At 49.3% G+C, this 25,370-nt stretch carries 22 protein-coding genes; 8 read left to right on the top strand and 14 right to left on the bottom strand.

The features are described from left to right. Positions 1-39: 39 nt before the first annotated feature. Positions 40-942: a LysR substrate-binding domain-containing protein gene (locus ACXAGQ_RS14890; RefSeq protein WP_475256592.1), complete on the bottom strand. Its 903-nt coding sequence runs from the start codon at positions 940-942 to the stop codon at positions 40-42. Positions 943-1,177: 235 nt separating this feature from the next. Between ACXAGQ_RS14890 and nagE the strand changes: the two genes are divergently transcribed. After that, positions 1,178-2,632: an N-acetylglucosamine-specific PTS transporter subunit IIBC gene (gene nagE / locus ACXAGQ_RS14885; protein WP_475254884.1), complete on the top strand. Its 1,455-nt coding sequence runs from the start codon at positions 1,178-1,180 to the stop codon at positions 2,630-2,632. A gap of 213 nt (positions 2,633-2,845) precedes the next feature. Here the strand turns inward: nagE and ACXAGQ_RS14880 are convergent, their stop codons facing one another. The 3 genes from ACXAGQ_RS14880 to ACXAGQ_RS14870 form a co-directional block, all read right to left on the bottom strand. Then, positions 2,846-4,924, bottom strand: coding sequence for a DUF4962 domain-containing protein (locus ACXAGQ_RS14880; RefSeq protein WP_475254883.1), 2,079 nt, complete (start codon positions 4,922-4,924; stop codon positions 2,846-2,848). A 264-nt stretch (positions 4,925-5,188) separates the two neighbouring features. Then, on the bottom strand, positions 5,189-5,659 hold the full coding sequence (locus ACXAGQ_RS14875; protein WP_475254881.1) for a GNAT family N-acetyltransferase: 471 nt from the start codon (positions 5,657-5,659) through the stop codon (positions 5,189-5,191). Between the two features lie 114 nt (positions 5,660-5,773). Continuing rightward, positions 5,774-7,084, bottom strand: coding sequence for an MATE family efflux transporter (locus ACXAGQ_RS14870; protein WP_475254880.1), 1,311 nt, complete (start codon positions 7,082-7,084; stop codon positions 5,774-5,776). A 341-nt stretch (positions 7,085-7,425) separates the two neighbouring features. On the opposite strand from ACXAGQ_RS14870, the gene ACXAGQ_RS14865 reads away from it, so the two are divergent. From ACXAGQ_RS14865 to ACXAGQ_RS14850, 4 genes are read left to right on the top strand one after another with little or no spacing between them, the layout of a single operon-like run. Next, complete coding sequence (locus tag ACXAGQ_RS14865) at positions 7,426-8,181, top strand: ATP-binding cassette domain-containing protein (protein WP_475254879.1); 756 nt, start codon at positions 7,426-7,428, stop codon at positions 8,179-8,181. Positions 8,182-8,189: 8 nt separating this feature from the next. Further along, the gene (locus ACXAGQ_RS14860) at positions 8,190-8,993 is read left to right on the top strand and encodes an ABC transporter ATP-binding protein (RefSeq protein WP_475254878.1); all 804 of its coding nucleotides are present in this window, start codon (positions 8,190-8,192) and stop codon (positions 8,991-8,993) included. Between the two features lie 23 nt (positions 8,994-9,016). Then, positions 9,017-10,507: an ABC transporter substrate-binding protein gene (locus tag ACXAGQ_RS14855; RefSeq protein ID WP_475254877.1), complete on the top strand. Its 1,491-nt coding sequence runs from the start codon at positions 9,017-9,019 to the stop codon at positions 10,505-10,507. 35 nt (positions 10,508-10,542) lie between these two features. Then, positions 10,543-12,264 carry an ABC transporter permease subunit gene (locus ACXAGQ_RS14850; protein WP_475254876.1) on the top strand — a complete coding sequence of 574 codons (1,722 nt, stop codon included), beginning with the start codon at positions 10,543-10,545 and terminating at the stop codon, positions 12,262-12,264. Positions 12,265-12,355: 91 nt separating this feature from the next. Here ACXAGQ_RS14850 and ACXAGQ_RS14845 read toward each other — a convergent pair whose 3' ends face one another. The 10 genes from ACXAGQ_RS14845 to ACXAGQ_RS14800 form a co-directional block, all read right to left on the bottom strand. After that, entirely contained in the window at positions 12,356-12,880 is a 525-nt protein-coding gene (locus tag ACXAGQ_RS14845; RefSeq protein WP_475256590.1) for a putative 4-hydroxy-4-methyl-2-oxoglutarate aldolase, read from the bottom strand. 8 nt (positions 12,881-12,888) lie between these two features. Further along, positions 12,889-14,172: an allantoate amidohydrolase gene (locus ACXAGQ_RS14840; RefSeq protein WP_475254874.1), complete on the bottom strand. Its 1,284-nt coding sequence runs from the start codon at positions 14,170-14,172 to the stop codon at positions 12,889-12,891. Between the two features lie 8 nt (positions 14,173-14,180). Further along, positions 14,181-15,419, bottom strand: coding sequence for a pyridoxal-phosphate-dependent aminotransferase family protein (locus ACXAGQ_RS14835; protein WP_475254873.1), 1,239 nt, complete (start codon positions 15,417-15,419; stop codon positions 14,181-14,183). A gap of 2 nt (positions 15,420-15,421) precedes the next feature. Then, positions 15,422-16,993 (bottom strand): gamma-glutamyltransferase family protein, encoded by a 1,572-nt coding sequence (locus ACXAGQ_RS14830; protein WP_475254871.1) that lies wholly within the window; start codon positions 16,991-16,993, stop codon positions 15,422-15,424. Positions 16,994-17,061: 68 nt separating this feature from the next. Further along, positions 17,062-18,279, bottom strand: coding sequence for an amidase (locus ACXAGQ_RS14825; RefSeq protein WP_475254869.1), 1,218 nt, complete (start codon positions 18,277-18,279; stop codon positions 17,062-17,064). An 8-nt stretch (positions 18,280-18,287) separates the two neighbouring features. Continuing rightward, positions 18,288-19,016: an amino acid ABC transporter ATP-binding protein gene (locus tag ACXAGQ_RS14820; RefSeq protein WP_475254868.1), complete on the bottom strand. Its 729-nt coding sequence runs from the start codon at positions 19,014-19,016 to the stop codon at positions 18,288-18,290. Beyond that, positions 19,003-19,653 (bottom strand): amino acid ABC transporter permease, encoded by a 651-nt coding sequence (locus tag ACXAGQ_RS14815; RefSeq protein WP_475254866.1) that lies wholly within the window; start codon positions 19,651-19,653, stop codon positions 19,003-19,005. The genes ACXAGQ_RS14820 and ACXAGQ_RS14815 overlap by 14 nt, the downstream gene beginning before the upstream one ends. Next, a complete protein-coding gene (locus tag ACXAGQ_RS14810) occupies positions 19,653-20,333 on the bottom strand; it encodes an amino acid ABC transporter permease (RefSeq protein WP_475254865.1) in 681 nt (226 codons plus the stop codon). Before ACXAGQ_RS14810 ends, ACXAGQ_RS14815 begins: the two co-directional genes overlap by 1 nt. A 9-nt stretch (positions 20,334-20,342) precedes the next feature. Further along, on the bottom strand, positions 20,343-21,140 hold the full coding sequence (locus ACXAGQ_RS14805; protein ID WP_475254863.1) for a transporter substrate-binding domain-containing protein: 798 nt from the start codon (positions 21,138-21,140) through the stop codon (positions 20,343-20,345). Positions 21,141-21,233: 93 nt separating this feature from the next. Then, positions 21,234-22,691, bottom strand: a complete 1,458-nt coding sequence (locus ACXAGQ_RS14800; protein ID WP_475254861.1) for an NCS1 family nucleobase:cation symporter-1 — start codon at positions 22,689-22,691, stop codon at positions 21,234-21,236. A gap of 274 nt (positions 22,692-22,965) precedes the next feature. On the opposite strand from ACXAGQ_RS14800, the gene ACXAGQ_RS14795 reads away from it, so the two are divergent. The 3 genes from ACXAGQ_RS14795 to puuE are packed head-to-tail and all read left to right on the top strand — an operon-like array spanning position 22,966 to position 25,368. Next, positions 22,966-23,625 carry a GntR family transcriptional regulator gene (locus ACXAGQ_RS14795; protein ID WP_475254859.1) on the top strand — a complete coding sequence of 220 codons (660 nt, stop codon included), beginning with the start codon at positions 22,966-22,968 and terminating at the stop codon, positions 23,623-23,625. A gap of 31 nt (positions 23,626-23,656) precedes the next feature. After that, positions 23,657-24,412 (top strand): aspartate/glutamate racemase family protein, encoded by a 756-nt coding sequence (locus ACXAGQ_RS14790; RefSeq protein WP_475254857.1) that lies wholly within the window; start codon positions 23,657-23,659, stop codon positions 24,410-24,412. A 2-nt stretch (positions 24,413-24,414) separates the two neighbouring features. Then, positions 24,415-25,368 (top strand): allantoinase PuuE, encoded by a 954-nt coding sequence (gene puuE / locus ACXAGQ_RS14785; protein WP_475254855.1) that lies wholly within the window; start codon positions 24,415-24,417, stop codon positions 25,366-25,368. Positions 25,369-25,370: the final 2 nt, after the last annotated feature.

The raw sequence follows: 25,370 nt of genomic DNA, 5'->3' as shown, positions 1-25,370 counted from the left end.
CTGTGAGAAACGGAAAAAAACTGTGACTTGCTAATCAATTTAACATTTGGACATATTTATATCCGAACTATCGAGATCAAACTGATTTTCCTGCTCAACTTCCTGCGCCAGCCAGCGGGCAAAAGCCTGGAATTTAGGCCGCTTCTGCATCCCTTCCGGACATACCAAGTCATAGCCCAAACCGTTATTTATCGACTCAAATGGAGCAACAAGCTCACCGGATTGTAAATATGGCAAAACAAAACGAAGTCGGCCCATCGCAACACCGAGTGACTGCCTCGCCGCCATGATGTCATGCTCGTAAAGGTTAAAAGTGCATGTCCGGCGGTAGCAATTGATATCCAGCCCCATCTTTTCCAGCCAGCGAGACCAGATTTGTGAGCGGTCACCATGGATAAATGTCACGTCCTCCAACTGGTTCATTTTGCCCTCCTCAAGTTCAAACTGCCGCGCATAGTCAGGGGAACACACGGGGATACGGCGCTCGTCAAACAACCGGGAGCTGTAACAATCTGGATAGTGGCCGCTACTATAGAAAATTGCGGCATCCAACGGTTCATATTGAAAATCTGGCCGGTAACCTTTTACCTTCACCCGCAAATTTAACTGCGGATACAGTTCACGAAACTTACCAAGGCGTGGCATCAACCAACTACTGGCAAAGGCCGGGGACGTTCCGATATATAACTCGCCACTCAACTCATTGCTGATAATATCCTCAAGTTCATTGAAGATACTTTCAAATGACTGGTTCAAGGTCAAAAGCAGCCTTTCCCCTTCCGGCGTCAATTCCATTCGGCGGGTCAACCTGACAAACAACGGAAAGCCCAGCTGCTTTTCGAGGTTTTTGATCCTATGACTTACCGCACCTTGGGTGAGATTAAGCTCGTGCGCAGCTTTGGTGAAACTGAAATATTTGGCCACCACGCTGAATGAATGCATATTGGCCAGCAGTTGTTGTTTTCGCTCCACTATCCCTTCCAATCATTAAGCTGCCTACATCGGCATGCATTAAATTATTTAATACATTCTACTGCACTTTTCGTTTGTCCGTCTCCCTGAAATTACCGATGATGAGCGCCATTAAATTCACAGTTCATTTCTGGCAAGTGGATTGCCGGGCGCGCTTGCGCCGCCTGAAAAAGTTTCTTCACCTCACAAAATAACAAGGTAAATCATGAACATACTTGGATATCTACAAAAGGTCGGAAAGGCCCTTATGGTACCCGTTGCGACCCTACCCGCTGCGGCTATCCTAATGGGGATTGGATACTGGATGGACCCCGTCGGCTGGGGTTCGGAAAGTGTCGCTGCAGCCTTACTCATTAAATCAGGAGCTGCCATCATTGATAATATGGCGGTGTTGTTCGCAATCGGTGTCGCCTTTGGCTTAAGCCGGGATAAAAGCGGCTCTGCGGCGCTGTCCGGTTATGTTTGCTTTATGGTACTGACCACATTGCTTTCCCCTGCAGTGGTTGCCCAGCTCAAACACATTCCAGCCGATGCGGTACCTGCGGCTTTCTCAAAAATAGCAAACCAGTTTGTCGGTATCCTGGTAGGTATTGTCTCGGCTGAAATCTACAACCGCTTCCACGAGGTCGAATTGCCTAAAGCACTGGCTTTCTTCAGCGGCAAACGTTTGGTTCCTATCCTGACATCAATCGCCGGTATCGCAATGGCCTGTATCCTGCTGGTTGTCTGGCCGGTCATTTATGATGCATTGATTGCATTCGGAACCCAGCTGCAGTCTATGGGTGCAGTGGGTGCAGGCCTGTTCGGCTTCTTCAACCGTTTGATGTTGACCATCGGTATGCACCACGCCTTGTACCCTGTGTTCTGGTTTGACGTCGTCGGTATCAATGACATCCCGAACTTCCTTGGCGGTGCGCAATCTATCGCCAACGGTACTGCAGTCGTCGGCCAGACCGGTATGTATCAGGCAGGCTTCTTCCCTATCATGATGTTCGGCCTACCGGGTGCAGCTTTGGCTATCTACCAGTGCGCCAACAAAAAGAGCAAAGACAAAGTCTTCTCTATCATGCTGGCAGCGGCAATGGCTTCTTTCTTTACCGGCATCACTGAACCACTAGAATTCAGCTTCATGTTCGTCGCCCCTGTGCTTTACCTGATCCACGCCGTACTGACAGGTATTTCACTCTACATCGCCGCGACAATGGAGTGGATGGCAGGTTTCGGCTTCTCGGCAGGCTTGGTTGACCTAGTACTTTCGAGCCAGAACCCATTAGCAACCAAATGGTACATGCTAATTGTGCAAGGCCTTGTGTTCTTCGGCCTTTACTACAGCATCTTCCGAGTAACTATTACCAAGTTCAACCTGATGACACCGGGACGTGGTGAGGATGAGCAGTCAGGTATCAACAAGGAAGATATGGGCGAACTAGCCAATGCCTATATCGCAGCTATCGGCGGTAAGGAGAACATCCTAGAGGTTGATAACTGTATTACCCGTCTGCGCCTAACGGTGAAAGACTCATCTATTGCTGACAAAGAAGCGATGAAAGCACTAGGCGCTGCCGGCGTAGTAACCATAGGCTCTGGCGGCCTGCAGGTTATCGTTGGCATGGGCAAGGTTGATAAGGTTGCCCAAGAAATGAAAAACTTGTTGAGCTAATTGCTTGGAGAACTAATCGCTTAACAACTTACCGTCAAACGGTTCCCCCGAGAGCGAAATGTTAAACGCATCAATTCCCCCTGATGCACACCCAAACATTTCGCTCTCACCCTTTATGCTGTTCTTTATCTTACAGCAATAAAAAAAGGCCCTAGGTTTTTCAACCTAGGGCCTTTTAGCTGTGACTTGAACAGGCTTAAACTGTTCGGTCGATTACAGCTCGATAGTGACCGTTTCGCCGTCAACAGTCAGCATTAGCGTGTTACCTTCAAGCTTGTGAGACACCTCAACCTGCTCGCCGTTGTTCTTGTTAGGAACAAGCAGCGTTAGGATGTTGTGCTCTTTAGCTGCGCCGAACTCAACTTCTACGTGACGGTGGATATCTAGATCCTTGAACTCGTATGGGTCAACGTCGCCGAAGCCTTCAACGTTCTTAACAGATAGGATGTTGTCTGCAGATTCGTTGATGAAGTTCACGTCTAGGTGCGCGTTCTCACCACGGATAGTGAACGACTTGTCAGCCACTTCGTTAGCGAAAGTGGTGTGCATCAGCCAAGTCATGTCTTTCTCTTCAGATAGAGATGCCTTGTCCTGCATTACGAATACTTTGCCCTGTACGAACCAAATCTTACGCTTGTAAGACTCGATTTCAGGTACGAAGTACTTGTAAGAAGCCGTTGCATCACCTTCAACCATCTTCACATCAGATTCAGTGTCGAAGTCAGTGATGTTACCGCCAGCTTCGATACAGAAGCGGTCTTGGTGACCTTCGTAGCCGGTGTTCTTGTTCTCGCCGTACTGGCCCTTACCGCCAAATAGAGGTAGGTTCTTAGAGAACGTTTGACGACGCCACTTAGTGTGCATGTCTACACCGAAACCACCGTAGTAACCAGTGATTGAAGCCAGTGTTTCACCGAATGCGTGAAGCGTGAAGGCGTTCTGGTCACCGTGAGAGTGGCTGATTGAACCAAATGGTGAACACTTGAATACCATGTGGATGTGGTTATCACGCTCAGTCATCTTGTTATGGAACGCTGCCCAACCAGTGATTGGGAACACTTTCAACAGTGGATCGTTAGACGGTGCTTTCTCTTCAGGAGCATCCCAAAGGATGTTGAAGCGAAGATCGTCGTAGCCGAAGTCCCACCAACCGAAGTTGTAGAATTTAGTGTGCGCTTCAGTATCACGGCCTTTCAGCTGATTGTAGTACCAAACGTACTCAGGCTTCTGGTTAACACCCGCGTAGTGCTTGATGTTGTAAGCCAGTTTCAGACCAGGGAAGTCACCGATTGATGACTGGTCACAGAAGCTCGCGCGCTTAGAGTGAACAGGCATACAGTAAAGCGGGAAGTCACCGGTGTTTTCGTAGAATGTCTTGTTGAACATGTCTACGCCACAGTAGGCCTTCAATAGGTCGAATGCTTCGCCTAGGAATGCAGTCTGGGTGTTCCAGTAGTCAGGACCTTCAGCCCAGCCACCGTCTTCACCCCCCCATGGCGGGTAGTGTACTGCGTAGTACTCTAGTGCGTATGCGATGTACTCGCCTGCTTTCGGGTGATCGTGGTAAAGCGCGATACACGTTGGGATGATCGCAGAAGAAATCGAACGAACACCGTGGCTGTTCAGTGGGTTGTTCAGTAGATCAACCGTCACGCGTAGGTGGTGCATGATTTCGTCTAGACGCTCAATCAGTGCATCTTGAACTTGCTGACGCTCTTCGTCTGTGAAGTGAGCGTGTAGCCAGTCGTAACCCCAAGCCATTGCTGCGATGACACGGAATGCTGCTTCATCGTTGTAGCCACGAGACGTTACGCCTTCTGGATCGTAAGTAGATAGCTTCAGAGTCCAAGCTTTTGCTTTAGCAATTAGCTCTTCGTCTTCTTTCACGATACCAGCGATAGCCAGGTTACGTGTCGCGTTAAGTGCCATCTGGCAGTCAACGTACATTTGACGCCAGTAAGGACGCCATAGAGAAGCTTTACCTACTGTTTCTTCAGGGTAAGGCTGTGGCTCTGCATACGGTTCTGTATCTAGGAACTTAACAGTCGAGTTGTTCCAGAAATCGTCGAACATGCAGTATGATTCGTCAGCCTGCACCTTCGCTTTAAATTCTGCTAGATCTTTAGCTTGAACCAGAAGACGAGGACGCTCTTCGCTCAAGTTGTCTAGGAAAGAAAGGTCGAAGTCACGTTTCTGTACTTCGATAGGGAGTAGGTCTACAAGGTTACCAGCTGAAGTATCGTTTTCCAGCTTCATCTTCCTGATCGCATCAAGAGACTTTTGGTTGCTCATGCTAACTCTCTTATATCAATGAAAGTGTATGGGGATTCGTAAAAATCAATTAATGCTATTGTAATACAATAAGGGGAATAGTCACTAGCCTGACATGAATTTTTACGTATTTCGTGATATGACGATATGAAACAAAGCACATTATCAATGCCAAAGTAAAATGATGTTGTTATTGATTCAAGCTGAGTTTAGCCAATACAGAGGGACGAAGAAGAAAATGTGATATCCACTCCCCATTCAAGAAGATGGGAAGTGGACATAAATTTAAACAGGGAGGGTTGAGAAGCATTGTCGAGTCACAGGGCCCCAGTATGGGTCTTGGTAGGTGTCCTCAGCATACTGGTCATGGGTGAAAGCACCTATTGCCCTGCGCCAAAAAGCGATAGCATGCACTGCCCCTTCAATTTGCTTACTTTCCCACTCGCCGGGCATCATGGTAAACAACTGATGGGCAAACTGCTGCCCCATCCTATTCTTGCGGAAAATCGGCACGACATAGAAATCACAGACTTCATAATGGCCTTCAGAGGTTTCTGCAATCGCCGCCAAACCCGCTGGGGCATTATCGATATAAAGCAGAAACCCCATCACGTTGCTGCCAATTAAGGTATCCATCGCGAACAGCCCATTTTCATCAGGTACTTTTTTTGTATAAACGGAGAACTCTGCCTCATAGGGTTGCGACAGGTTGAGGTAGATTCGGATGTTAGTCTGATCGACACTGACTATTTTCACGATGTTTTCCACTAGGCTGATAATCATTATCTTCTTAGGCTATTACAGCCTAGTGGATCTCGCAATTAACACCGCAAAGCAGGTAGTTAAGTTACTTACTGCAGCTCAGTAAAATCATGCTTGGAGGCACTTCTGTTTGACTTGAGAAATGAAGGGATACAGGAAAGCAAAACGGCCGACATAAAACAACGTAAAGGCTAGCCAAAGGCCATGGTTCCCCATTGCCTCAACAGCAAAGTAAATCACCAACAGGAACACTAACAAAGTCGCGATGCTTGAATTTCGCACCGGGCGAGTCGTGCCTGTGCCAGTAAAAATGCCATACACCGTCAAGCCATAGCCCGCCACCAACGGGAACAGCAATAGCCAAGCTGACATATCCTCAAACAATGCAATAATCGATGGGATTTGGGTAAACAGCAGTACCAAATCATTTTTGAACAAAGCAATAAAGGCCGTCATTACCACCACAAACAATGTCGTCCATTGGAAGTTGAGCCGCAGTACATCTTTAAGCAACCCAGGGTTCTTTTCACCCACGGCTTTACCGGAAAAGACACTCGATGCATTAGCAACACCATCGAACATATAGCTGACAATAAAGGTCACTTGCATCAGGATAGCATTGGTCGCCAGCACATCGGCACCAAGACGAGAGCCGGTTCTGGCCATCATGTTGAAGAAAATAAGAATACACACGGTACGCAGCATCAAATCAGAATTCGATGCGATAATGGTCTTGAGATCTGCCTTGCTCATTCGCGCCAAGCCAAGGTACTGCCATAAAGAAAAGTCACTCGATTTGAATACCAACACCATGCCAATCGCAAAGGTCGTTGCTTGGGCAATCAAACTGGCAAACGCAACACCGGCGACACCGAAGTCAAACCAAAGGACAAAAATCGCATCAAGGATAATGTTAAGCACATTACCAAAGACCTGGGTAAACAAAACTTCCTTCACCTTAGCCTGCCCCATCAACCACCCAATCACGGTGTAGTTGAGCAGCACCAAAGGTGCACCGAAGATCAAGATATCAAAGTAAGTCTTAGCGTGAACAGCCACATCCGCAGCAGGCTCTATTACCCATAGTGCCCCTTGCCAAATTAGCGATTGGGTCAAAATAAAAATCAAACCGACGAGCCCAGACAAAACAAATGGGCGCAGCAAACTGCTTGCTTTGGCTTTATTGCAATTCTTGCCCATGGCAATCGCACTCTGGCCGGTGGTGCTCACACGGAAAAAGCCAAACAGCCAGTAAAGGGTATTCATGATAACGGTACCGATAGCAACACCGCCAATAAGCTCAGCAATTCCCAAGCGGCCAATAACCGCCGTATCGACAGCGCCAAGCAAAGGCTGGGTCACCGTCGAGATAATGAATGGAATTGCAATCTTGTAATAATCTTTGTTTGTTAACGCCATGATTTTAATAGTTCAGATCAAATAGTTAGAGACGGTATTTAAGCGTCTTCAAAGCGCAAAATGGCGCTTAAAATTGAGATGGGAAAGCCGATTTTTCTCTGTGTTCCAAGCGCATATTTCGTTGAAACCAGCAAGAAATGAGAACTATTACCATAAAACGTTATTTTTTCCTATTCTTTTCACAAATTATAAAACTGCAAAATCTTACACTTTCAGGGCAAAAAACTGCATAAATGCGTTTTATTGTTCTTAAAAATACACTTTTTTATTCAATACGCCCCCTTGTCATACTTTTAAAAATGATTATCATTGTTACTTTATAACATTACACTTATAGCCAGATGACCGCACCACTACTTACCGTCAGCCAGTTGAGCCTTAATCACGATAATGGGTCGCTGTTTAAAAACATCGCCTTTGAAGTTAATGCTGGAGAAATCTTGGCGGTTATGGGGCCATCGGGTATCGGTAAATCGATGATGTCGAAAGCCATTGCTGGTTTTCTCCCGAAAGGAATCCGACCACAAGGGGAGATCTGCATTACAGGCAATGAGGTTGCGCAAATTGCATTGCTCAATCGTACCCCTGAACAACGTGCAGCAGTCATCTTCCAGGATCCCCTTCAGGCACTGAATCCTCTAGCCCGTATCGGTACCCAGTTGAGCCTGGCGCTAAATGCCGGGAAGTCAAAAAAATGTACGGATAAAGAAACCATCTGCCCTTTGCTTATCCAGCTTGGTTTTGATCAGCCAGAGCAAATCCTCAAGCATTACCCAAGCCAGCTTTCAGGCGGGCAGCGCCAGCGCATTTGTATTGCCATGGCACTGCTTGGCAGCGCCCCTGTCTTGATCGCTGATGAACCTACCAGCGCCTTGGATCCTGTAACTGAACGGGAAATCCTCGACTTGCTGCGCAGCAGCATCAAACAACAAGAGATTGCTGGTGTCTTGATCACCCATGACCTGCACAGTGCACTAGCTTGCGACAAGCTCGTGGTTATCGATGAGGGGCAAATGATTGCCTACGGCAAACCACAACAAGCTCTACTAGAAAGCCAGCACCCATTTTGCCACCAGCTACGCCAGCTGATGGTATAGGAGCACACATGCATCATCACAACAGGGGCTCAGCCCAACTTCGTTTCGACAATGTCAGTGTGCACTATTACTCAAGGCCGCGCTGGTTAGGCGGAAAGCCCTTTGTCGCGCTTAACAAACTGAATTTGGATATTGATCAACAAAGCCTAGCGGTTGTTGGCCCATCTGGAGCAGGCAAATCCACCCTGATTGAATTGCTGTTTGGCCTACGCCAGATCAGTGAAGGTGAAGTTTACCTTTGCGAACAAGCGCTTTCGCAGATCTCAGCGCAACAGCGCCAGCAGTTGTGCCGACATATCCAGCTTATCCCACAGGAGCCGCACACCAGCCTTAACCCTCACTACACTGTGAGGGAAATCCTGACCGAACCGCAACATTGCGTCGGTTTGACTGAGGATTGCGAGCAGCGCCTGCTTAACGCGCTCGCAGATGTCAACCTAAGTGCTGACCTGCTTGATCATAAATCAAACCAACTTTCTCTGGGCCAAGCCCAGCGGGTAGCAATTGCCCGAGCACTCGTTGTTGAGCCTTGTGTATTAGTCGCTGATGAGCCCACCAGCAGTCTTGACCCTGTCAGCCGCCAGTACATTCTTGACCTGCTAAGTCACTTGCAGAAACAAAGAGATATGCGGCTACTGCTGGTTACCCATGACTTGAGCGCGGCCAAAGAATTATGTGATGAGATCTTAGTCCTAGATAAAGGCCAAGTCGTTGAATACGGCACTGCTACTGAGATTTTTGACAACCCAACCCACCCTACCAGCCAATCGCTGATAGATATGCAATTTCCATCGCAAGCTATTGCGAGCTAACTATGATTATCAAGGACATTATCATGCCCTCAAACCTGCTTAAAACCACTGTTGCCGCTGGCCTAATGCTAGCCCTGAGTGGTTGCTTCGACTCATCAACAGAAAACACAGCCGAGAACGAAGGCGCTGAAATTCATCTTGCCATGATGCAGCCTCCACGTACTGGCCTTTCGCCTTTGTCTGATGATGCGTTCAAGCTTTCTCGTTGGAGAACAGCTGAAACGCTTATTGAGTTGAACCCACAAGCGGAAGCTTTACCGAAACTCGCGACTGAGTGGAAACAGGTTGATGATCTCACTTGGCAATTTACACTCCGTGATGGTGTCACCTTCCATGATGGCAGCAAACTGACAGCCGAAACTGTCGTTAATTCTCTAGAGAAGGCCTTCGCGGCAGCACCGAAGCCACGTATTATCGACGGCATCGAATGGCAAGTACGTGCCTTGGATGACATTCGTGTAGAAATTAAAACCGAGTTTAACGATCCACTTCTGCCAAGCCGCCTTTCTAGCCCGCAGCTTTCTATCCTTGCCGCAAGTGCCTACCAAGATGATGGCCGGGTAAACCCAACCCGTGCCGGTAGTGGCCCATTCATCCTGACCGAGATTAACGGTGCGACCAGCGCCAAACTAGAGCGTTTTGATGATTACTGGGGTGAGAAGGCGAAAGTCGCGCGTGTTACTGCTGAGTATGTGCCGGACGGTTTTGCCCGTGCCGCTGCACTGCGCACCGGTAAAGCAGACGTCGTGGAAGCCGTGCCTGTTTCCCAGCTAGCAATGATTGACCCTGAACTACTTCACGAAGTCAGCATGCCTCGTACCAATACGCTTTACCTAAACAACTCGTCTAAAGTATTTAGCCAGCTTGAAATGCGTAAAATTGCTGCCGCAGCGATTGACCGTGAGCAGATCATCAAAACGGTTTACGAAAATCGTGCGGACAAAGCAGAAGGCCTGTTAGGTCCAGCTCTGGCTTGGGCAGCCCCACTTCGCCCTGACGCGTCAGCACTTGAGCAAGGCAAGGCTAATGGCGAGAAAATTGTCCTAGGTACTTTTACCGACCGAGCAGAGCTTCCGGAAGTTGCGGTACTGGTTAAGCAGCAACTTGAAAGTGCAGGCTTTAATGTAGAGCTGGATATCCGTGAGTACGCCCAGATCGAAAATGATGCCCTTGCCGGTAACTTTGATATCTTCATGCTATCGCGTGCCACAGTACTCGATTCAGGTGACCCAGTCGCTTACATGATGAGTGATTTCGGCTGTGAAGGCTCATTCAACTTGGGCCAATTCTGTTCAGAAGAAGTGGATAAGGCACTAACCCATGCAGATCTTCAACCGCTAGGTGAAGCTCGCCAGAAAGCGACCATTGCCGCTGAACAGATGATTCTTGGCCAATACGCAGCAATTCCTCTGCTACACGAACGTGTTATCCAAGGTGAAAGCCTGCGCGTTCAAAATGCTGAGCGTGATCCACGCGAACGCCTGCTGGTCACTGAATTTACGGATGTGAACTAAGTAAAATGCGATTTGCCAACCTATCAGGTTCTCCTATGCTAAATCGCTCGCTACCATGGCTGTCACGCGCAGGTGCGCTGTCGGCCATGGTCGTGCTGGTTGGCTTATTGCCGGACATTGCCGGCATTGATCCTACCCAGGCGATTCTGCGTGCCCGTTCGGGGCAACAGCGTATGATGACACCTGAGGCCTTAGAAGCAGTCCGCCAAGATCTGGGACTGCACCGAACTAGCTTGGAGCGACTTTGGGACTGGCTCACCTCATTATTTCAGGGTGACCTCGGTGCCTCCTGGATTGACGGCAGTCCTGTCAGTGAATCAATTATGAGTGCCGCTGGTACCTCGTTACTGTTGATGGGTTGTGCATTTGGCCTAACCTTGTTGTTCTGTGCTATCAGTGTCCAGCACACCATGTGGCAATGGCGACGGAACCGACTGGATAAGCTCAATGGTAGTATCAGTACGGTACTCATCACGCTGCCTGAGTACGTGATAGCCACCTTGCTGATCTTGTTTTTTGCCATTTGGCTCAATTTATTGCCGCCTTATGGCTGGCAGGGTTGGCAGAACATCTGGTTACCGAGCCTTGCACTGGCACTGCCAGCAACTGGCCTGTTTACCAAGCTGCTCAACGATAGCCTTCGTCGGGTGTTGGATGAACCTTGGGTTATCACCTGGCTCAGTGCCAATATAAGCTCAGTACATATTGGCCGCTATGCGCTGCGCCGTGCGCTGACTAACCTATTGCCTCAGATAGCGATGATCGTCATTGGCCTGACTGGCGGGGCGGTAACTGTTGAACACATATTCTCTATCCCGGGGATTGGCCGACTAACGCTAGGGGCAACCGCTGCGCAAGATCTACCAACCTTACAGGGGGGCTTGCTGTTCCTTCTGGTGCTGTCGATAGCCATCAGTAGTTTGACCATCCTTTTCCAGCATCTATGGCTAGGACAAGGGTTGAAAAGTGGCAAGTTGATCAGCAGTAACTCACCACTCGGCTTTACCAAAAGTCGTACTAAACGTGTAGTCAGTGCTTCAATCTTTATTTTGTTAGTTGGATTTGCCTTGTGGGCAGAAATGCGTGATCCCTACACCAGCCAGTTTGCCCGCTTGATCTCACCAAGTTTGGCTGCGCCATTAGGTTCTGATGCTGTCGGCCGTGACTTGTTGGCTCGAGTTGGACAAGGGATGCTCTCCACCCTGAGCATGGGTGTGCTAGCGACACTCCTTAGCTTACTGGTCGGGCTTATCATGGGTTTCAACACCAAGCTCAGCCAAGGCTTGATTGAAGTAACAAAAGGGACGCCGTATATCGTCGCGGGCCTGCTGGTTGCCGGGCTTTCAGGTATGCATCCCAACAGCGCGTTGATTGCGGTGGTCTTGGTATCCTGGGCGCCGTTGGCTTCCCATTGTTCCAGCCTATTGCTTGAGGCTAGGGCACAGCCACATATCCGGTTAGCGCCACTTTGGGGTGTAGGTCGTTGGCGAATGTTGAGGCACTATCAACTTCCTTATATTTTACCGCCGTTACTTAAGCACACGGTCATGCGTTTTCCGCCAATCACCTTAAGCCTGACGGCATTGAGCTTCATTGGCTTGGGCGCAAAGCCGCCTCATCCAGAATGGGGGTTATTGATTGCCGAAAGCCTGCCTTACATTGAACGTGCGCCACTGGCGGTTCTAGCGCCAATCCTTGGCTTGGTATTGGTGAGCATTGCCATCAACCTGCTGTTTGAAGACCAGCAGGAAAAATAAACGGGTATAAACGACAAACCCAGCGGCAATCATTGATTGCTGCTGGGTTTTCTTTTATCAAACTAAAAAATAGTAAGAAGCTTACATGAGCCTAAACGGCTTCTACTCCTTGGGGCTTGTCTACCAACTGACCTTTGTTCACTAACAGATCTGAGCTTACCAGTACCCCGTTGAGATCGGCATAGACATACTGCCCCGTCTCCACTTCCGTCCCAGCAAGCAACAAAGAAACATTCAACTCCCCTTTGCCATGCTTGTCAGCGCGGAACGGACAAGGGGCCAACGCTTTAATACCGATAGGCATTTGGGATAATTCGGCAACATCACGCACCGCACCGTTAATGACAATCCCTTCCCACCCATTGTCGATGGCCAACTGGGCAAACTGATCACCAATCAAGGCTCTTGCCAACGAACCGCCTCCGTCGACCACCAGCACTTTCCCTTTACCATCCAATTGCAAAGTCTCAATCAGCAACTGGTTATCATGGAAGCAGCGCAGGGTGACGACTTGGCCAAAGAATACCGGCTTTGCGCCAAAGTGCTGGAAAAGAATAGGAACCAACGTGACATCGTCACCATATGCATCACAGAGATCGGGCAGTAGATCCATCAGCTCACTCATCATTGGTTCCCTCCCAGCAAACTCTCTTTATCTAAAGCCAGACCAAGTACCGATTCACTTAGCACTTCCAGGCCAGCCGCAACATCATCAAGCAGTACCGCTTCGGCTGGGTGATGGCTGATCCCTTTATGGCACCGCACAAACACCATGCCTACCGGGCAGCAATGTGCCATAGCCATCGCGTCGTGGCCAGCGCCACTTGGCAAGCTCAAAGGACTCTTCCGGGTGATCTTTTCACAGGCTGCCGCAATAATCCCAGTTAACCCAGGCGAGCAATTAACACTGGGTGCCTTGTGGATTTCCTGATAGCTCGCAACCAAACCACGTCGGGCAGCAATTGCATCGACCTGCTGGAAGATCGCACGTTCGGCCTTAGTCAGTTCAGCTTCATCCAGACTGCGGATATCCAGGCTAAAACACGCCTTGCCCGCAATCACATTTATCGCCCCGGGCGCAGCAGAAACCTGCCCTACCGTGGCGACAACATCCTTGACACTGTTAGCAACCGTTTCAATTGCCAGTATCATTTCAGCCGTACCTGCTAGCGCATCTTGCCGCTGCGCCATTGGTACTGTGCCAGCGTGGCCTGCCATCCCTGTCACTTCAAACTGATACCTTTTGGCACCGGCAATGCCCGTCACCGCGCCAACCGGTAAGTCTTCAGCTTCTAATACTGGCCCCTGCTCAATATGAAGCTCCAAATAGGCAGTAACAGGTTCTTTAGCACAACTGGCTTTTGCAGCCTCAGTTGGCTCCAAGCCAAACTCGACCATCGCCTCTCTCAGGCTGACGCCATTACCATCAACCAACTCTAGCCAATTGGGGTTCCACTCACCGGCAACGGCCGATGAGCCAATCAATGTCTGGCCGAAGCGAGTCCCTTCCTCGTCACCGAAAGCCACGATATCGAGGTGAAAGGGTAAAGCCTTAGACTGGATCTTCGCTGCAACCGCAATGCCTGCTAACACCCCCAGCATGCCGTCATACTTACCGGCATTACGGACAGTATCAATGTGGGAGCCGATAATGACTCTGGGGATCAGAGAAGTGTCTTTTGCTTGGCTTTCTGAAGCAAGCAATCGTCCCCAGACGTTGCCCACTTCATCTGTCCATGTCTGCATTCCAGCATTATGCATCCATTCATGAACCACCTGATTAGCTTGCTGGTGTTGTTTGGTCAGGTAGCAACGGGTTAGTTCAGTTGGGAATTCACTCAGCGTAGCAAGGTGCTCAGCTTGAGCCATTACGGTTTCAGCCAGTTGGCGGAAGCTTATATCTGACATCCGCCCTCCTACAGTTCAAGTGCGGCATAACAGGCCATTGCTGCCTGTACACCCACACCGGTATTGATCGCAGCTTTATGCTTGACTAATACTGCTTCCAGCGCCGCCAGTGTCGACAACACCGCTTCCTGACGGGCGTTATATCCCATGGTGCCTATACGCCAGATTTTTCCGTGTAGAGGGCCGAATGAAGTGCCGATTTCAATACCGAACAGGTTCAGCAACTCACCGCGAACCGCTTCGCCATCAAGCTGCTGTGGAATATAAACGCCCACCACATTGTTCATCTTATATTTCTGGTTACCGAACAATTTGAGCCCCATTGCTTTCAAGCCAAGTGCCATTGCTTGACCAGCCACTTCATGGCGAGCAAGCACAGCCTCTTCACCTTCTTCTAAAAACAGGCGGGCACACTCACGGGCGGCATAGAGCATCGTCGTCGCTTCGGTGTGGTGGTTCAGCCGCTCTTCTCCCCAGTAATCGAGGATCATAGGCAAATCAAAATAGTTTGAGCAGATCATCGGTTCGCTTCCCGCACTGTGCTGATCGGTACGCAAACCTAATTCAATATGGCGGCGCTTGCTGATCTCGCTGACAAAGCCATCGCTCAGCGTGATCGGAGCGCTACCTGACGGTCCGCCCAGGCATTTTTGCAAGCCGACAGAGACCGCATCCAACTGCCATTCGTCCACCTTCAGCGCATTACCACCCACTGACGCGGTAGCATCGCAATAGAACAACACACCATGCTGACGGCATATCTCACCGATTTCAGCCAACGGCTGATTCATAGTGGTAGAGGTATCCCCCTGTACCGTCGCCAATAGCTTAGGCTGAAATGCTTTGATTTCTTGTTCGATCAAAGCAGGATCGCACACCTCTCCCCATTCCACATCGATAGTCCGGATCTCTGCGCCAACACGGTGGGCTATTTCACACAGCAAGTGGCCAAATCGGCCAATGACAGGAATAAGTACCTTGTCGCCCGGCTTCAGGGCAGAAACCAATACCGCTTCAATACCGGCACGAGCAGTACCATCGATCAATAACGTGGCTTCGTTGCTGGTATTAAAGACCCCGCGGTAAAGCTGCTGGACTTGCTGCATGTAACCGGTCATCACAGGATCATATTGGCCAATCAATTGATTGGACATCGACTGCAATACCCTTGGGTAGGCATTGATAGGGCCGGGCCCCATCAGTAGACGCTGTGGTGGATTCAAAGTTTCAAAAGTTGTGTTGGTCATGGTTACTTCCTTATAAAAAACTGTCCGTCACTGCGTGGATCGGTGGCTGCTTCAATCTGGCCATCAGGCTGGCACACAATCGCGCCGGCGTGGCCCATCAGCTCTGAAAGATCATCGATACAAGCAATTTGGTGGCCTCTTCCAGCTAACTGGCCTGAGGCTTGTTGGTATAGTGATTGTTCGAGGCGAAGATGGTGGTTGTCATCACCCCAAGTTCGACCCAATAACCAGCGGGGCTTGGCAATAGACTGCGCTAAGCTGTCACCTTGGTAGTGGTATCGGCTAAACAGGCAGGCCTGGGTTTGAGGCTGGCCTTCCCCGCCCATGGTGCCGTAAACCATCCTGCTGCCGTCACTAAGCTCGGCATAGGCTGGGTTCAAGGTATGAAAAGGTTTCTTCGCGGGTGCCAGTGCATTATGGTGCGAAGAGTCTGTACTGAAAGAAATGCCCCGGTTGTTCCAGACAATACCGGTCTGCGGTAATAAAATGCCCGAGCCAAATTCCCAGTACACACTCTGGATAAAACTCACCATGGTGCCGTACTGGTCAATTGCTCCCATCCACACGGTATCGCCAGGCACCGCTAGCTCAGGCCATGGGGCTGCAGTATCGAGAGAAACCTCAGCGGCTAGCTGGGCTATCTGATCGGCCTGAAGAAAATCGGCCAGCGGTTGTGACAAGCAGTGCGGATCCGTCACCACACGGTTGCGGATCTGAAACGCTTTTTTGGTCGCTTCCACCAGCAAGTGCATATGGTCAATGTCGGAGTTTGCCGACTCAGCCAGCAAGTCATAAATGGCCAATATCAACAATGAAGCCACGCCTTGGGTCGGCGCATCCATATTGTAAAGACGCCCTTTGGAGATATTCACAGACAAAGGCGCTACATACTCCGCCTTATGTTGTTGAAAGTCAGCCAGAGACAACACACTGCCCGCAGCGGCCAAGTCCTCGGCCAGCAAATCTGCCAACTGGCCATGGTAAAAGTCATCCAATCCAACATCAGCAAGCCGGCGAAGGGTATTAGCGAGCGCTGGGTTAGTCACTCTTTCCCCCGGCTCAAGGGGGCGGCCTTTAGGCAAGTAAGCAGCCGCAAAAGCTGAATTATTTTTATGGGATTCAAACGTTTTACGGCTCGCGGCAGCCAGGCTTCCTGTTACCTCAACACCAGACTCTGCGCCTTCAATCGCTACTTGGAGCAAATCAAATAGTGACGTTCCCGAGTTGTCTATCTCCAACGCTTTTTGCCAACCAGAGACCGTTCCAGCCATGGTCAGCGCAGCACCCGCACCTGAACTAGGCAAACCGTTTTTTTCAGCCTGTTGGCAATAAGCCGAATCAATACCCAGTGCGCTGCGGCCACATGCATCAATCGTGATTGGCTCCTGCCCCGCTTTAGCAACCAACCAAAAACTGTCTCCACCCAGACTATTCATATGCGGGTAGTAAACGGCCACCGCCGCTGCGGCGGCCACCATGGCTTCACAGGCAGTCCCGCCCGCTTCTAGCACCGCTTGCCCTGCTTCAGCTGCTTTAAAATGTGGCGCGGTAAAACTCACTCCTTGCTGACTCATGCCCTCTCCTTGTTATTTTCTTGATTGCCTGGTTTTCTCAATAGCTTTTATCTAAATGACCTTTTATCTCAATGATTTGGCTGACTACCAAGACAGGCCATCAGCCTTTTCCCTTGGTTTATCAGTGCCAAATCAGTTCCTGGTAACCCCAGCAATGACACTCCATAGGGCTTGCTATCCAGCGTTCCCAAAGGCAGGTGCAACTGAGGCAGGCCGCATAAACCTGCGATTGCAGTAAAGCCCAACAAGGTTTGCCGGTAAGTCGCCAAGCTTTCCGGGCTGGCATTTCGAAGAGGAGGCAAGCCCGGAGTCGTCGGGATCAACAACCAGCCACCTAAGCCAACTAGCTCTTTTAACAAGCGTTGCTTAAACGCGACAGCTTGCTCTTGCGCCTCACTGTATTGCTGGTCGGTAATGGCAAACGCCATCTCGACCCGCTCGGCAATGCTGTCACCCAGTGTGCCTTTATGGGACTTGAGCCAATCACGGTGCTCATCAATGATGCTTCTGCCTTGGATCAACCTAAACCACTCAGCTAACTGGCTGGTTGTCACGTCGCATTTTTCTAAAATGCTGGCATAACATTGATCACGGTAGCCATCTTCGAGCTTGTCCAATGACGATTGGATCTCGTCTGCGGCAGGCTGATCAACAAGATCAAACAAGCCACGGTCTATCGCTATGCCAAATACTGTCTTTTCATCAATCTCATCCGGGCTTTCCAGCTCCGGCAACAAGGTATGGACGACTTTATCCAGTACAGCAATATCCCGTGCGAGTATCCCAGCAGTATCAAAACAGGCTGCCAGCGAAAAGGCATTGTCCAATGACAACGCGCCGTATGTCGGGCGCAACCCGAATAATCCGCAGTAACTTGCTGGCACCCTGATAGAACCACCGGTGTCAGTCCCCAAAGCAAAGTGGGCATCACCGCGGGCAACGGCAACCGCCGAGCCACTGGATGAGCCTCCCGGCAAACACTGCGGTGCCACTGGATTAACAGGGGTGCCATAATGGGTATTTTGGCCATTGAGGCTGTAGGCCAGTTCATCCGTCTGCACCCTGCCGACACATTTGGCCCCGCTAGCCAATAAACTCAAAATAAGCGGCGATGTTTGCTTGGCAGGTTGATGGGTTGCCAGCCAAGCCGGATTTCCCGCCCCGGTGATATACCCTTCAACATCAAACAAGTCTTTGAAAACAAATTCATAGCCTTGCAAAACCCCACACTGCTTTAAAGGGGGTAATTGGCTCGGGCCTTGGCTGCAATAAACGCTTTGATCCATCACGCCTCCTACAATACCGATGACAAGAACTGCTGCAGCTCAGGTGTTTGAGGGTTGGCAAACACCGCTTCACTCGCGCCGGTTTCCCACACCTTGCCCTGGTGCATAAACACCACCCTGTCACCGACATCTCGGGCGAAATTCATCTCGTGGGTCACCAGAACCAGGGTCATGCCATCTTTGGCTAGGTCTTCGAGCACCTTGAGCACTTCACCGACCAACTCAGGGTCAAGCGCAGAGGTGATTTCATCGCAAAGCAATACACTCGGCGCCATAGCCAGCGAGCGGGCAATCGCCACCCGCTGCTGCTGGCCACCAGACATACTGGTCGGGTACTGATCAAACTTCTCAGCCATGCCGACCTTCTCCAGCATTGCCAAGGCCAGTTCACGGCACTCTTCAGGGCTTTTGCCCAACACCAGTTTAGGTGCCAGCATCACGTTTTCGCCTGCCGTCATGTGCGGAAACAGATTAAAGCCTTGGAAGATCATGCCGACCTTGCGGCTTAGTTGGCGCAGTTGGTACTCGTCGTCAGTCACCGCTTGGTTGGCAACGACAATCGCCCCTTCCTGATATTTCTCAAGACCATTGATACAACGTAGCAGCGTGCTTTTGCCTGATCCCGACTTACCGATGATGGATACCACTTCACCGGCCTTTACCTTGAGATCTACGCCTTTAAGGACATGGTTCTCACCATAGAATTTATGTACTTGATCGATACTAACCAGCGACATTGAGCTTCCTTTCTAAATATTTGCTGTAACGGGTAAGTGGGTAACAAATCGCAAAGTAAAACAGGGCAACAAGGGCAAAAACCTTGAACGGCTCGAAGGTGGCATTGTTGAGCATGGTGCCTGCCTTAGTGAGTTCGACAAATCCGATAATCGAAGCCAGCGCCGTATTCTTAATAACCTGAACCGAGAAACCGACAGTCGGGGCGGTCGCAACGCGAATAGACTGCGGCACAATCACATAACGCATGGTTTGGAAGTAATTGAGCCCCAATGTACGGCTTGCCTCCCACTGCCCTTTTGGCAGGGAGTCGAGACAGCCACGCCAGATTTCACAAAGATAGGCACTTGTGAATAAGGTCAACGCCAGGCTGGCAGCAGTCCATGCACCTAAATCAATGCCCAACAATGAAAGGCCAAAGAAAGCCAAAAACAGCTGCATAAGAAGAGGCGTGCCCTGGAATACTTCGGTATAAACCCGGACTAAGCCCACCAGCAGGACATTCTTGGTCATGCGCAACATCAGCATGATGCCTGCTACAATGCCGCCGCCGATGAAAGCAATAATAGAGAGCAATACTGTCCATCTTGCGGCAAGCGCTAGGTTTCGAAAGATATCCCAGTCAGTAAATTCAACCATCAAGCTACCCTCCCCATCACATGGGTCTTGAATAACTTGTTGCTGATTTGCACCAGCGCCCAGCGCATGACCAATGCCAGCCCAAGATATATTGCCGCCGTCACCAAATAAGATTCAAAGCTCAAAAAGTTACGTGACTGAATAAAGTTAGCGGTAAAGGTAAGCTCTTCGACCGAAATCTGTGACAGCACGGATGAGCCCAGCATCACGATGATGCACTGGCTGATCAGCGCCGGTGAAATCCGGTGGAAGGCTTGCGGCAAGATCACCCGGACAAATACCTGCACGGGTTTTAGGCCTAGGGTTTTCGCCGCTTCCCACTGTCCTTTAGGAATTACCTCAATACCAGCCCGGAGGATCTCGGTACTGTAGGCGCCAAGGTTAACCACCATGGCAATCATCCCAGCTTCCCAGGCGGAAAGTTTCATCCCGATAGCCGGTAGGCCGAAAAAGATAAAAAAGAGCTGAACAATAAAGGGGGTGTTACGCACTACTTCAACGTAAGCGCCGACAACTCGCTTAAGCATCCCTGCGGGGCGGATACGAACCGCCGCCCCGAGGATACCCACACCGACACCCAGCACCGTGGTGACAATGGCTAACTGCACAGTCAGCCAGATACCCTGAATCAAATCACCGTAGTATGGTGAAAGCCCTGAAAAATCGAGTTGGTAATCCATTGCCACCTCTTATGATGCTATATCGGTAGCTAGGTCAGTTAGCAATGGCGCTTTAAGCCAGTTAACAGACATATCATTGAGCTTGCCTTCTGTATGGGCTTGCTTGATAAGGCCGTTGACTTCGCTCAGCAAGGCTTCCTGGCCTTTGCGCACACCGATAAAGCATGGCGAATTCTTGATAGCAAACTTGGTTTCCGGGTGGCGTTTAGGGAACTTGGTGGCAATTTCACTGGCAATCACATTGCCGGTTGCAATCAAATCAACCTGGCCGGACACATAAGCCGAAATCGTCGTGTTGTTATCTTCAAAGCGGCGGATAGTGACATCCTTTCCAGTCAGTTTGCTGAGCTCAATGTCTTCTACCGAGCCACGGGTCACCCCGACTACCTGGCCTGACAAACCTTCTACTGAACTAACATCGCCCCCTTCCGTACCGAATACTCCCAAGAAGAACGGCGCATAAGCTTCGCTGAAATCAATTGCTCGCTGACGCTCAGCATTTTTACCCAGGCTAGAGATGATCAAGTCAACTTTGCGGGTTTGTAGGTAAGGCACCCGGTTGGCACTGGTAACCGGCACCAGCTCCAAGCGAACCCCCATCGACTTAGCAATATACTCGGCCATATCAATATCGTAGCCTTGCAAGCTCATATCACGGCTAACAAAACCAAAAGGAGGGAAGTCCTGCTGTACGGCGACTTTCAGCACGCCGCTTTTCTTTATATCTTCTAGTTGTGTCGCATTGGCAATAATAGAAGTGGAACACAATAACAGGCTGACGACACCGACTAACGCTTTCTTGAACATAGCTATTTCCTTTTTACGTTCATTGATACTTAACTTTCCATTCCAGCCAACAGGTTATTTCTGGAGTAGTTTGTAGATATTATTTTCTTATTCTTATGCTTCATTCATGCTTACATGATTGCGCTTTTTTACATTCAATTGCCACTCGTAGCTCATCAAGAACCAATAACTCACAGCACCAAGAATACCGCCAATAAACAGTGAGAAGTTGGCCAATTCAACCACAATAAACGAAGAGAACAGTGCCGCTACCGTTGAAGGAATCAACGCATACACCGCGTGTTTGTTTACGCCACCCTGATACCAATAACGGCTGGTTTTGTCTTCGGTATATAAAGCAGAAATATCAATTTCTTGTTTTCTGATTTTGAAGTAATCAATAATAATAATGCCGTATAGTGGACCAATAACTGCTGCCAGAACATCAACCGTGTAGTGAATAACTTCTGGGTTATTGAACAAGTTCCAAGGTGTAATTAATACCGAGCCGATAGCTGCAATAAAACCACCTGTTTTAAAGCTGATCTTTTGTGGTGAAACATTAGAGAAATCAAAGGCCGGGGCAACAAAGTTAGCCACTATATTGATACCAATCGTTGCCAGAATAAAGGTAAAGGCGCCAAGAATAATGACCAAGCCATTATCTAAACGGTGAACGGTTTCAATCGGGTCAGTAATGATTTCACCAAATACCGGCATAGACGCAGCGACAATAATGACACTGAATAGCGAAAACAACACAAAGTTAATCGGCAGGCCAAGGAAGTTACCGAACTTCAATGCTTTATAAGAACTGCAGTAACGGGAGAAATCACTGAAGTTCAAGGTAGGCCCGGCGAAGTAACCCGCTACCAGTGCTGTAGCTACCGCCATTTGAGTAAATGCATCCCACCCCGTAAGTGATGACTCACTTAAGTTGAAGTCGATGTTCTGCCAGCCTGCCTTGTAGACCATCCATCCGGTCAACAATGTCATTGCCAAATATATAGCCGGGCCAGACCAATCAATCAGTTTACGGATTGCACCCATACCGAACATAAAGACCATCGCCTGAGTGATCCACATAAAGATAAAACCAAACCAACCCAATGGCGATAAGCCTAAAAATGAGCCTTCGGTATAACGTCCATATTCCGGTGCAAAGTACAGGATAAGAACAATAAAGGCACTGGATGCTAAGAAAGTTTGAATACCATACCAAACGACAGCAATTAACCCGCGGATTACCGCTGGAATATTTGCCCCTAATACCCCAAATGACATTCGGCAAACAACCGGAAATGGAACCCCTGCTTTTTGCCCCGGTTTACCCATTAAATTTGCAAAATACTGGACAATCGAAATACCCAATATTAAGCAAACAAAGACTTGCCAACTGGCCAAACCCAATGCAAACAAACTGGCTGCAAATACATAGCCACCAACGGAATGAACATCTGACATCCAAAAAGCAAAAATACTGTACCATCCCCACTTCTGCTCTTTCTCCGGCGCCAGATCATCATTAATTAATCTGGGACTGACTGTAACACCTATAATTTCCTTATCCATAATAACTCCCTCTCACAATCGTATACAATCAGTGTATACAATCATCATGCCAACATTAGAAATCGTTTAAAACAAAGGAGCAAAGGGTTATATGAAGAAAAAATAAGGCATTAGCTGCATCAACATGATGCAGGCATGCTCCTTATTGGCGCGCAAGTATTGTGGTATCGCATTTTATTATTTGTTTAATTGCTTTTTTTGTGAAAACTAAATTATGCTAATTGTATACACTCTAACGTTATATTGTATTTAATGAGTTTAATGGATTACTACCATGATTCAATACGATGCTATTTACCTTAAAATTCGTGACGCGATTGTGGCCCAGCAATTAGAGCCAGGTGTTCGCCTACCAGAAGATAAGCTGGCTGAAAGGTTCAAGGTTAGCCGTACCGCAATTAGGAAAGTCCTCCAGCAACTAGCGATAGAAAACTTCATTACTATCCAGCCCAACAAAGGTGCTGAAGTCAGGACACCGTCAGCGACGGAGGCGCAAGAAGTCTTCGAAAGCCGTATCTTGGTCGAGACAGGCTTGATCTCAACGATTGCCAACTATTGGCAGCCACACCATGCAGAGGCCTTAAGAAAGGTTATTGAACAAGAGGACAAAGCCAAGGACAACAATGATTTTGCCGCCACTATCAAATATACCGCCTTGTTCCACATTGAATTGGCCAAGGTCGCGAATAACGACACCCTGACCCAGTTTGTCGAGCAGCTGGCCTTTCGATCTTCATTGATCATTGCCGTATTCGGCACAAAACACAGTGTCGGCTGTGATTGCGGCAGCCACATAGAATTAATTTCACTGCTGGACAAGGGCGAAGTGCAAGCCGCCACGATATGGATGAAGCACCATCTAGAAGTGATACAAGATAGCCTCCAATTCGACAGTGACAATAAGCCTGTCGATTTCGATGCCCTTTTTCATTAGACCCGAATTTTTATTTATTAGGAGCCCACGGATGCGGATCCAGCTTATCAACCCCAATACCTGCCAGGGAATGACAGATAAAATCGCCCTATGTGCCGAGCATATTGCCCTGCCAACAACCCAAGTTATCGCCTGCTCCCCACAGCATGGTCCAGAAACCATCGAATGTGCCCGTGATGAAGTATTGGCGTCCGCCGGGTTACTGGAAGTGATCAGGGAGTGCGAACAAGAGGCAACCAAACCTGATGCTTATATCGTGGCCTGTTTTGGCGATCCCGCACTCGATGCTGCCAAAGAGCTTACCGAAGCACCCGTGATCGGTATTGCCCAAGCGGCCTTTCATACTGCCAGCTTAGTTGCTCACCGTTTTTCTGTCGTCACCACCCTCGCGCGCACTATTCCAACAGCTGAGCATTTATTGCAACGCTATGGCTTGGCAGAACGCTGCAGTGCTATCCGAGCTATCGAGTTGCCGGTTATGGCATTGGAGCAAACTGACAATGCGACCTTCCAGCAGTTGTTAGCCGCTTGCCGGGAAACCCTGCACTACGATGGCGCGGAAGCGATTGTACTCGGCTGCGCGGGTATGTCTGATCTTGTGTCGGATTTACAAAGCGAACTAGGTGTCCCAGTCATCGACGGCGTCACTGCAGCCGTGAGCCTGGCAGAATCACTTCATCGGCTATCCTTATCTACACCCAAGATTGCAACCTATGCCCCACCGCCAGCTAAACATTTCACCGGGCGCTACCAGCATTGGTCAAATACTGTGGGCAAGGAGAAATAACCATGAGCAATGATGATGCACTACTGTCACGCAATGCCACCCTTAAGCCGCGTGACATGGCAGGCTATGCCGGAAAACCGCCGCACGCCAACTGGCCCAATAATGCAAAACTTGCGGTGCAGTTTGTGCTGAATTTCGAGGAAGGTGGTGAGAACTGTATCCTGCATGGTGATACCCACTCCGAGACATTTTTGTCTGAAATCGCCGGGGCGGAAGCCTACCCTGATCGCCATATGAGCATTGAATCTTTGTATGAATACGGCTCGCGCAGCGGGGTGTGGCGTATTTTCAACGAGTTTGAAAAACGTCAGTTGCCGTTAACTATCTTTGCTATCACCACTGCGCTAGAACGCAACCCTGCCGTTACCCAAGCCATTATCGACAATGGCTATGATGTGGTATGCCATGGCCTTAAATGGATCCACCACCAGAATATGCCGGTAGACGAAGAGCGTGAGCATATGGCACAAGCCTTAACCCGTTTGGAAGACCTGCTCGGAAAGCCTGTAGTTGGTTGGTATACCGGACGGGACTCGAAGCATACCCGCCAGTTACTTGCCGAGCACCCATCGATTCTGTTCGACTCTGACTACTATGGTGATGACCTGCCATTTTGGACTTCGCTTGATACCCCGTCTGGTGAAAAGCCACATTTAGTGGTGCCCTACACCCTGGATGTCAATGACATGCGCTTTTCCTCACCTTTCGGCTTTAGCCATGGCGAAGAGTTCTATCAATATTTGAAAGACACATTTGATTGCTTATACGAAGAAGGGGAAACCTCGCCAAAGATGATGTCGATAGGCATGCATTGCCGGATTTTGGGCAAGCCCGGGCGGATTCAGGCACTCAAGAAATTCCTCGATTACATTAATGGTTTTGACGATATCTGGGTGACCACCCGCACTGATATCGCCAAACATTGGATGGCCCATCACCCTGCTGATGGGAAGTGAAG

Source organism: Photobacterium sp. ABD4_091 (assembly GCF_056160145.1).
The sequence above is the reverse complement of the archived record's forward strand: the minus strand, read 5'-3'. Positions and strand labels throughout refer to the sequence as shown.

What these genes read in the sequence shown, in the direction of transcription:
- ACXAGQ_RS14830 (WP_475254871.1), bottom strand. Translation starts at nt 16,993, where the DNA reads ATGAGTCAGCAAGGAGTGAGTTTTACCGCGCCACATTTTAAAGCAGCT.
- ACXAGQ_RS14800 (WP_475254861.1), bottom strand. Translation starts at nt 22,691, where the DNA reads ATGGATAAGGAAATTATAGGTGTTACAGTCAGTCCCAGATTAATTAAT.
- ACXAGQ_RS14790 (WP_475254857.1), top strand. Translation starts at nt 23,657, where the DNA reads ATGCGGATCCAGCTTATCAACCCCAATACCTGCCAGGGAATGACAGAT.
- puuE (WP_475254855.1), top strand. Translation starts at nt 24,415, where the DNA reads ATGAGCAATGATGATGCACTACTGTCACGCAATGCCACCCTTAAGCCG.
- ACXAGQ_RS14855 (WP_475254877.1), top strand. Translation starts at nt 9,017, where the DNA reads ATGCCCTCAAACCTGCTTAAAACCACTGTTGCCGCTGGCCTAATGCTA.
- ACXAGQ_RS14815 (WP_475254866.1), bottom strand. Translation starts at nt 19,653, where the DNA reads ATGGTTGAATTTACTGACTGGGATATCTTTCGAAACCTAGCGCTTGCC.
- nagE (WP_475254884.1), top strand. Translation starts at nt 1,178, where the DNA reads ATGAACATACTTGGATATCTACAAAAGGTCGGAAAGGCCCTTATGGTA.
- ACXAGQ_RS14860 (WP_475254878.1), top strand. Translation starts at nt 8,190, where the DNA reads ATGCATCATCACAACAGGGGCTCAGCCCAACTTCGTTTCGACAATGTC.
- ACXAGQ_RS14810 (WP_475254865.1), bottom strand. Translation starts at nt 20,333, where the DNA reads ATGGATTACCAACTCGATTTTTCAGGGCTTTCACCATACTACGGTGAT.
- ACXAGQ_RS14840 (WP_475254874.1), bottom strand. Translation starts at nt 14,172, where the DNA reads ATGTCAGATATAAGCTTCCGCCAACTGGCTGAAACCGTAATGGCTCAA.
- ACXAGQ_RS14865 (WP_475254879.1), top strand. Translation starts at nt 7,426, where the DNA reads ATGACCGCACCACTACTTACCGTCAGCCAGTTGAGCCTTAATCACGAT.
- ACXAGQ_RS14880 (WP_475254883.1), bottom strand. Translation starts at nt 4,924, where the DNA reads ATGAGCAACCAAAAGTCTCTTGATGCGATCAGGAAGATGAAGCTGGAA.
- ACXAGQ_RS14795 (WP_475254859.1), top strand. Translation starts at nt 22,966, where the DNA reads ATGATTCAATACGATGCTATTTACCTTAAAATTCGTGACGCGATTGTG.
- ACXAGQ_RS14835 (WP_475254873.1), bottom strand. Translation starts at nt 15,419, where the DNA reads ATGACCAACACAACTTTTGAAACTTTGAATCCACCACAGCGTCTACTG.
- ACXAGQ_RS14870 (WP_475254880.1), bottom strand. Translation starts at nt 7,084, where the DNA reads ATGGCGTTAACAAACAAAGATTATTACAAGATTGCAATTCCATTCATT.
- ACXAGQ_RS14805 (WP_475254863.1), bottom strand. Translation starts at nt 21,140, where the DNA reads ATGTTCAAGAAAGCGTTAGTCGGTGTCGTCAGCCTGTTATTGTGTTCC.
- ACXAGQ_RS14890 (WP_475256592.1), bottom strand. Translation starts at nt 942, where the DNA reads ATGCATTCATTCAGCGTGGTGGCCAAATATTTCAGTTTCACCAAAGCT.
- ACXAGQ_RS14850 (WP_475254876.1), top strand. Translation starts at nt 10,543, where the DNA reads ATGCTAAATCGCTCGCTACCATGGCTGTCACGCGCAGGTGCGCTGTCG.
- ACXAGQ_RS14820 (WP_475254868.1), bottom strand. Translation starts at nt 19,016, where the DNA reads ATGTCGCTGGTTAGTATCGATCAAGTACATAAATTCTATGGTGAGAAC.
- ACXAGQ_RS14825 (WP_475254869.1), bottom strand. Translation starts at nt 18,279, where the DNA reads ATGGATCAAAGCGTTTATTGCAGCCAAGGCCCGAGCCAATTACCCCCT.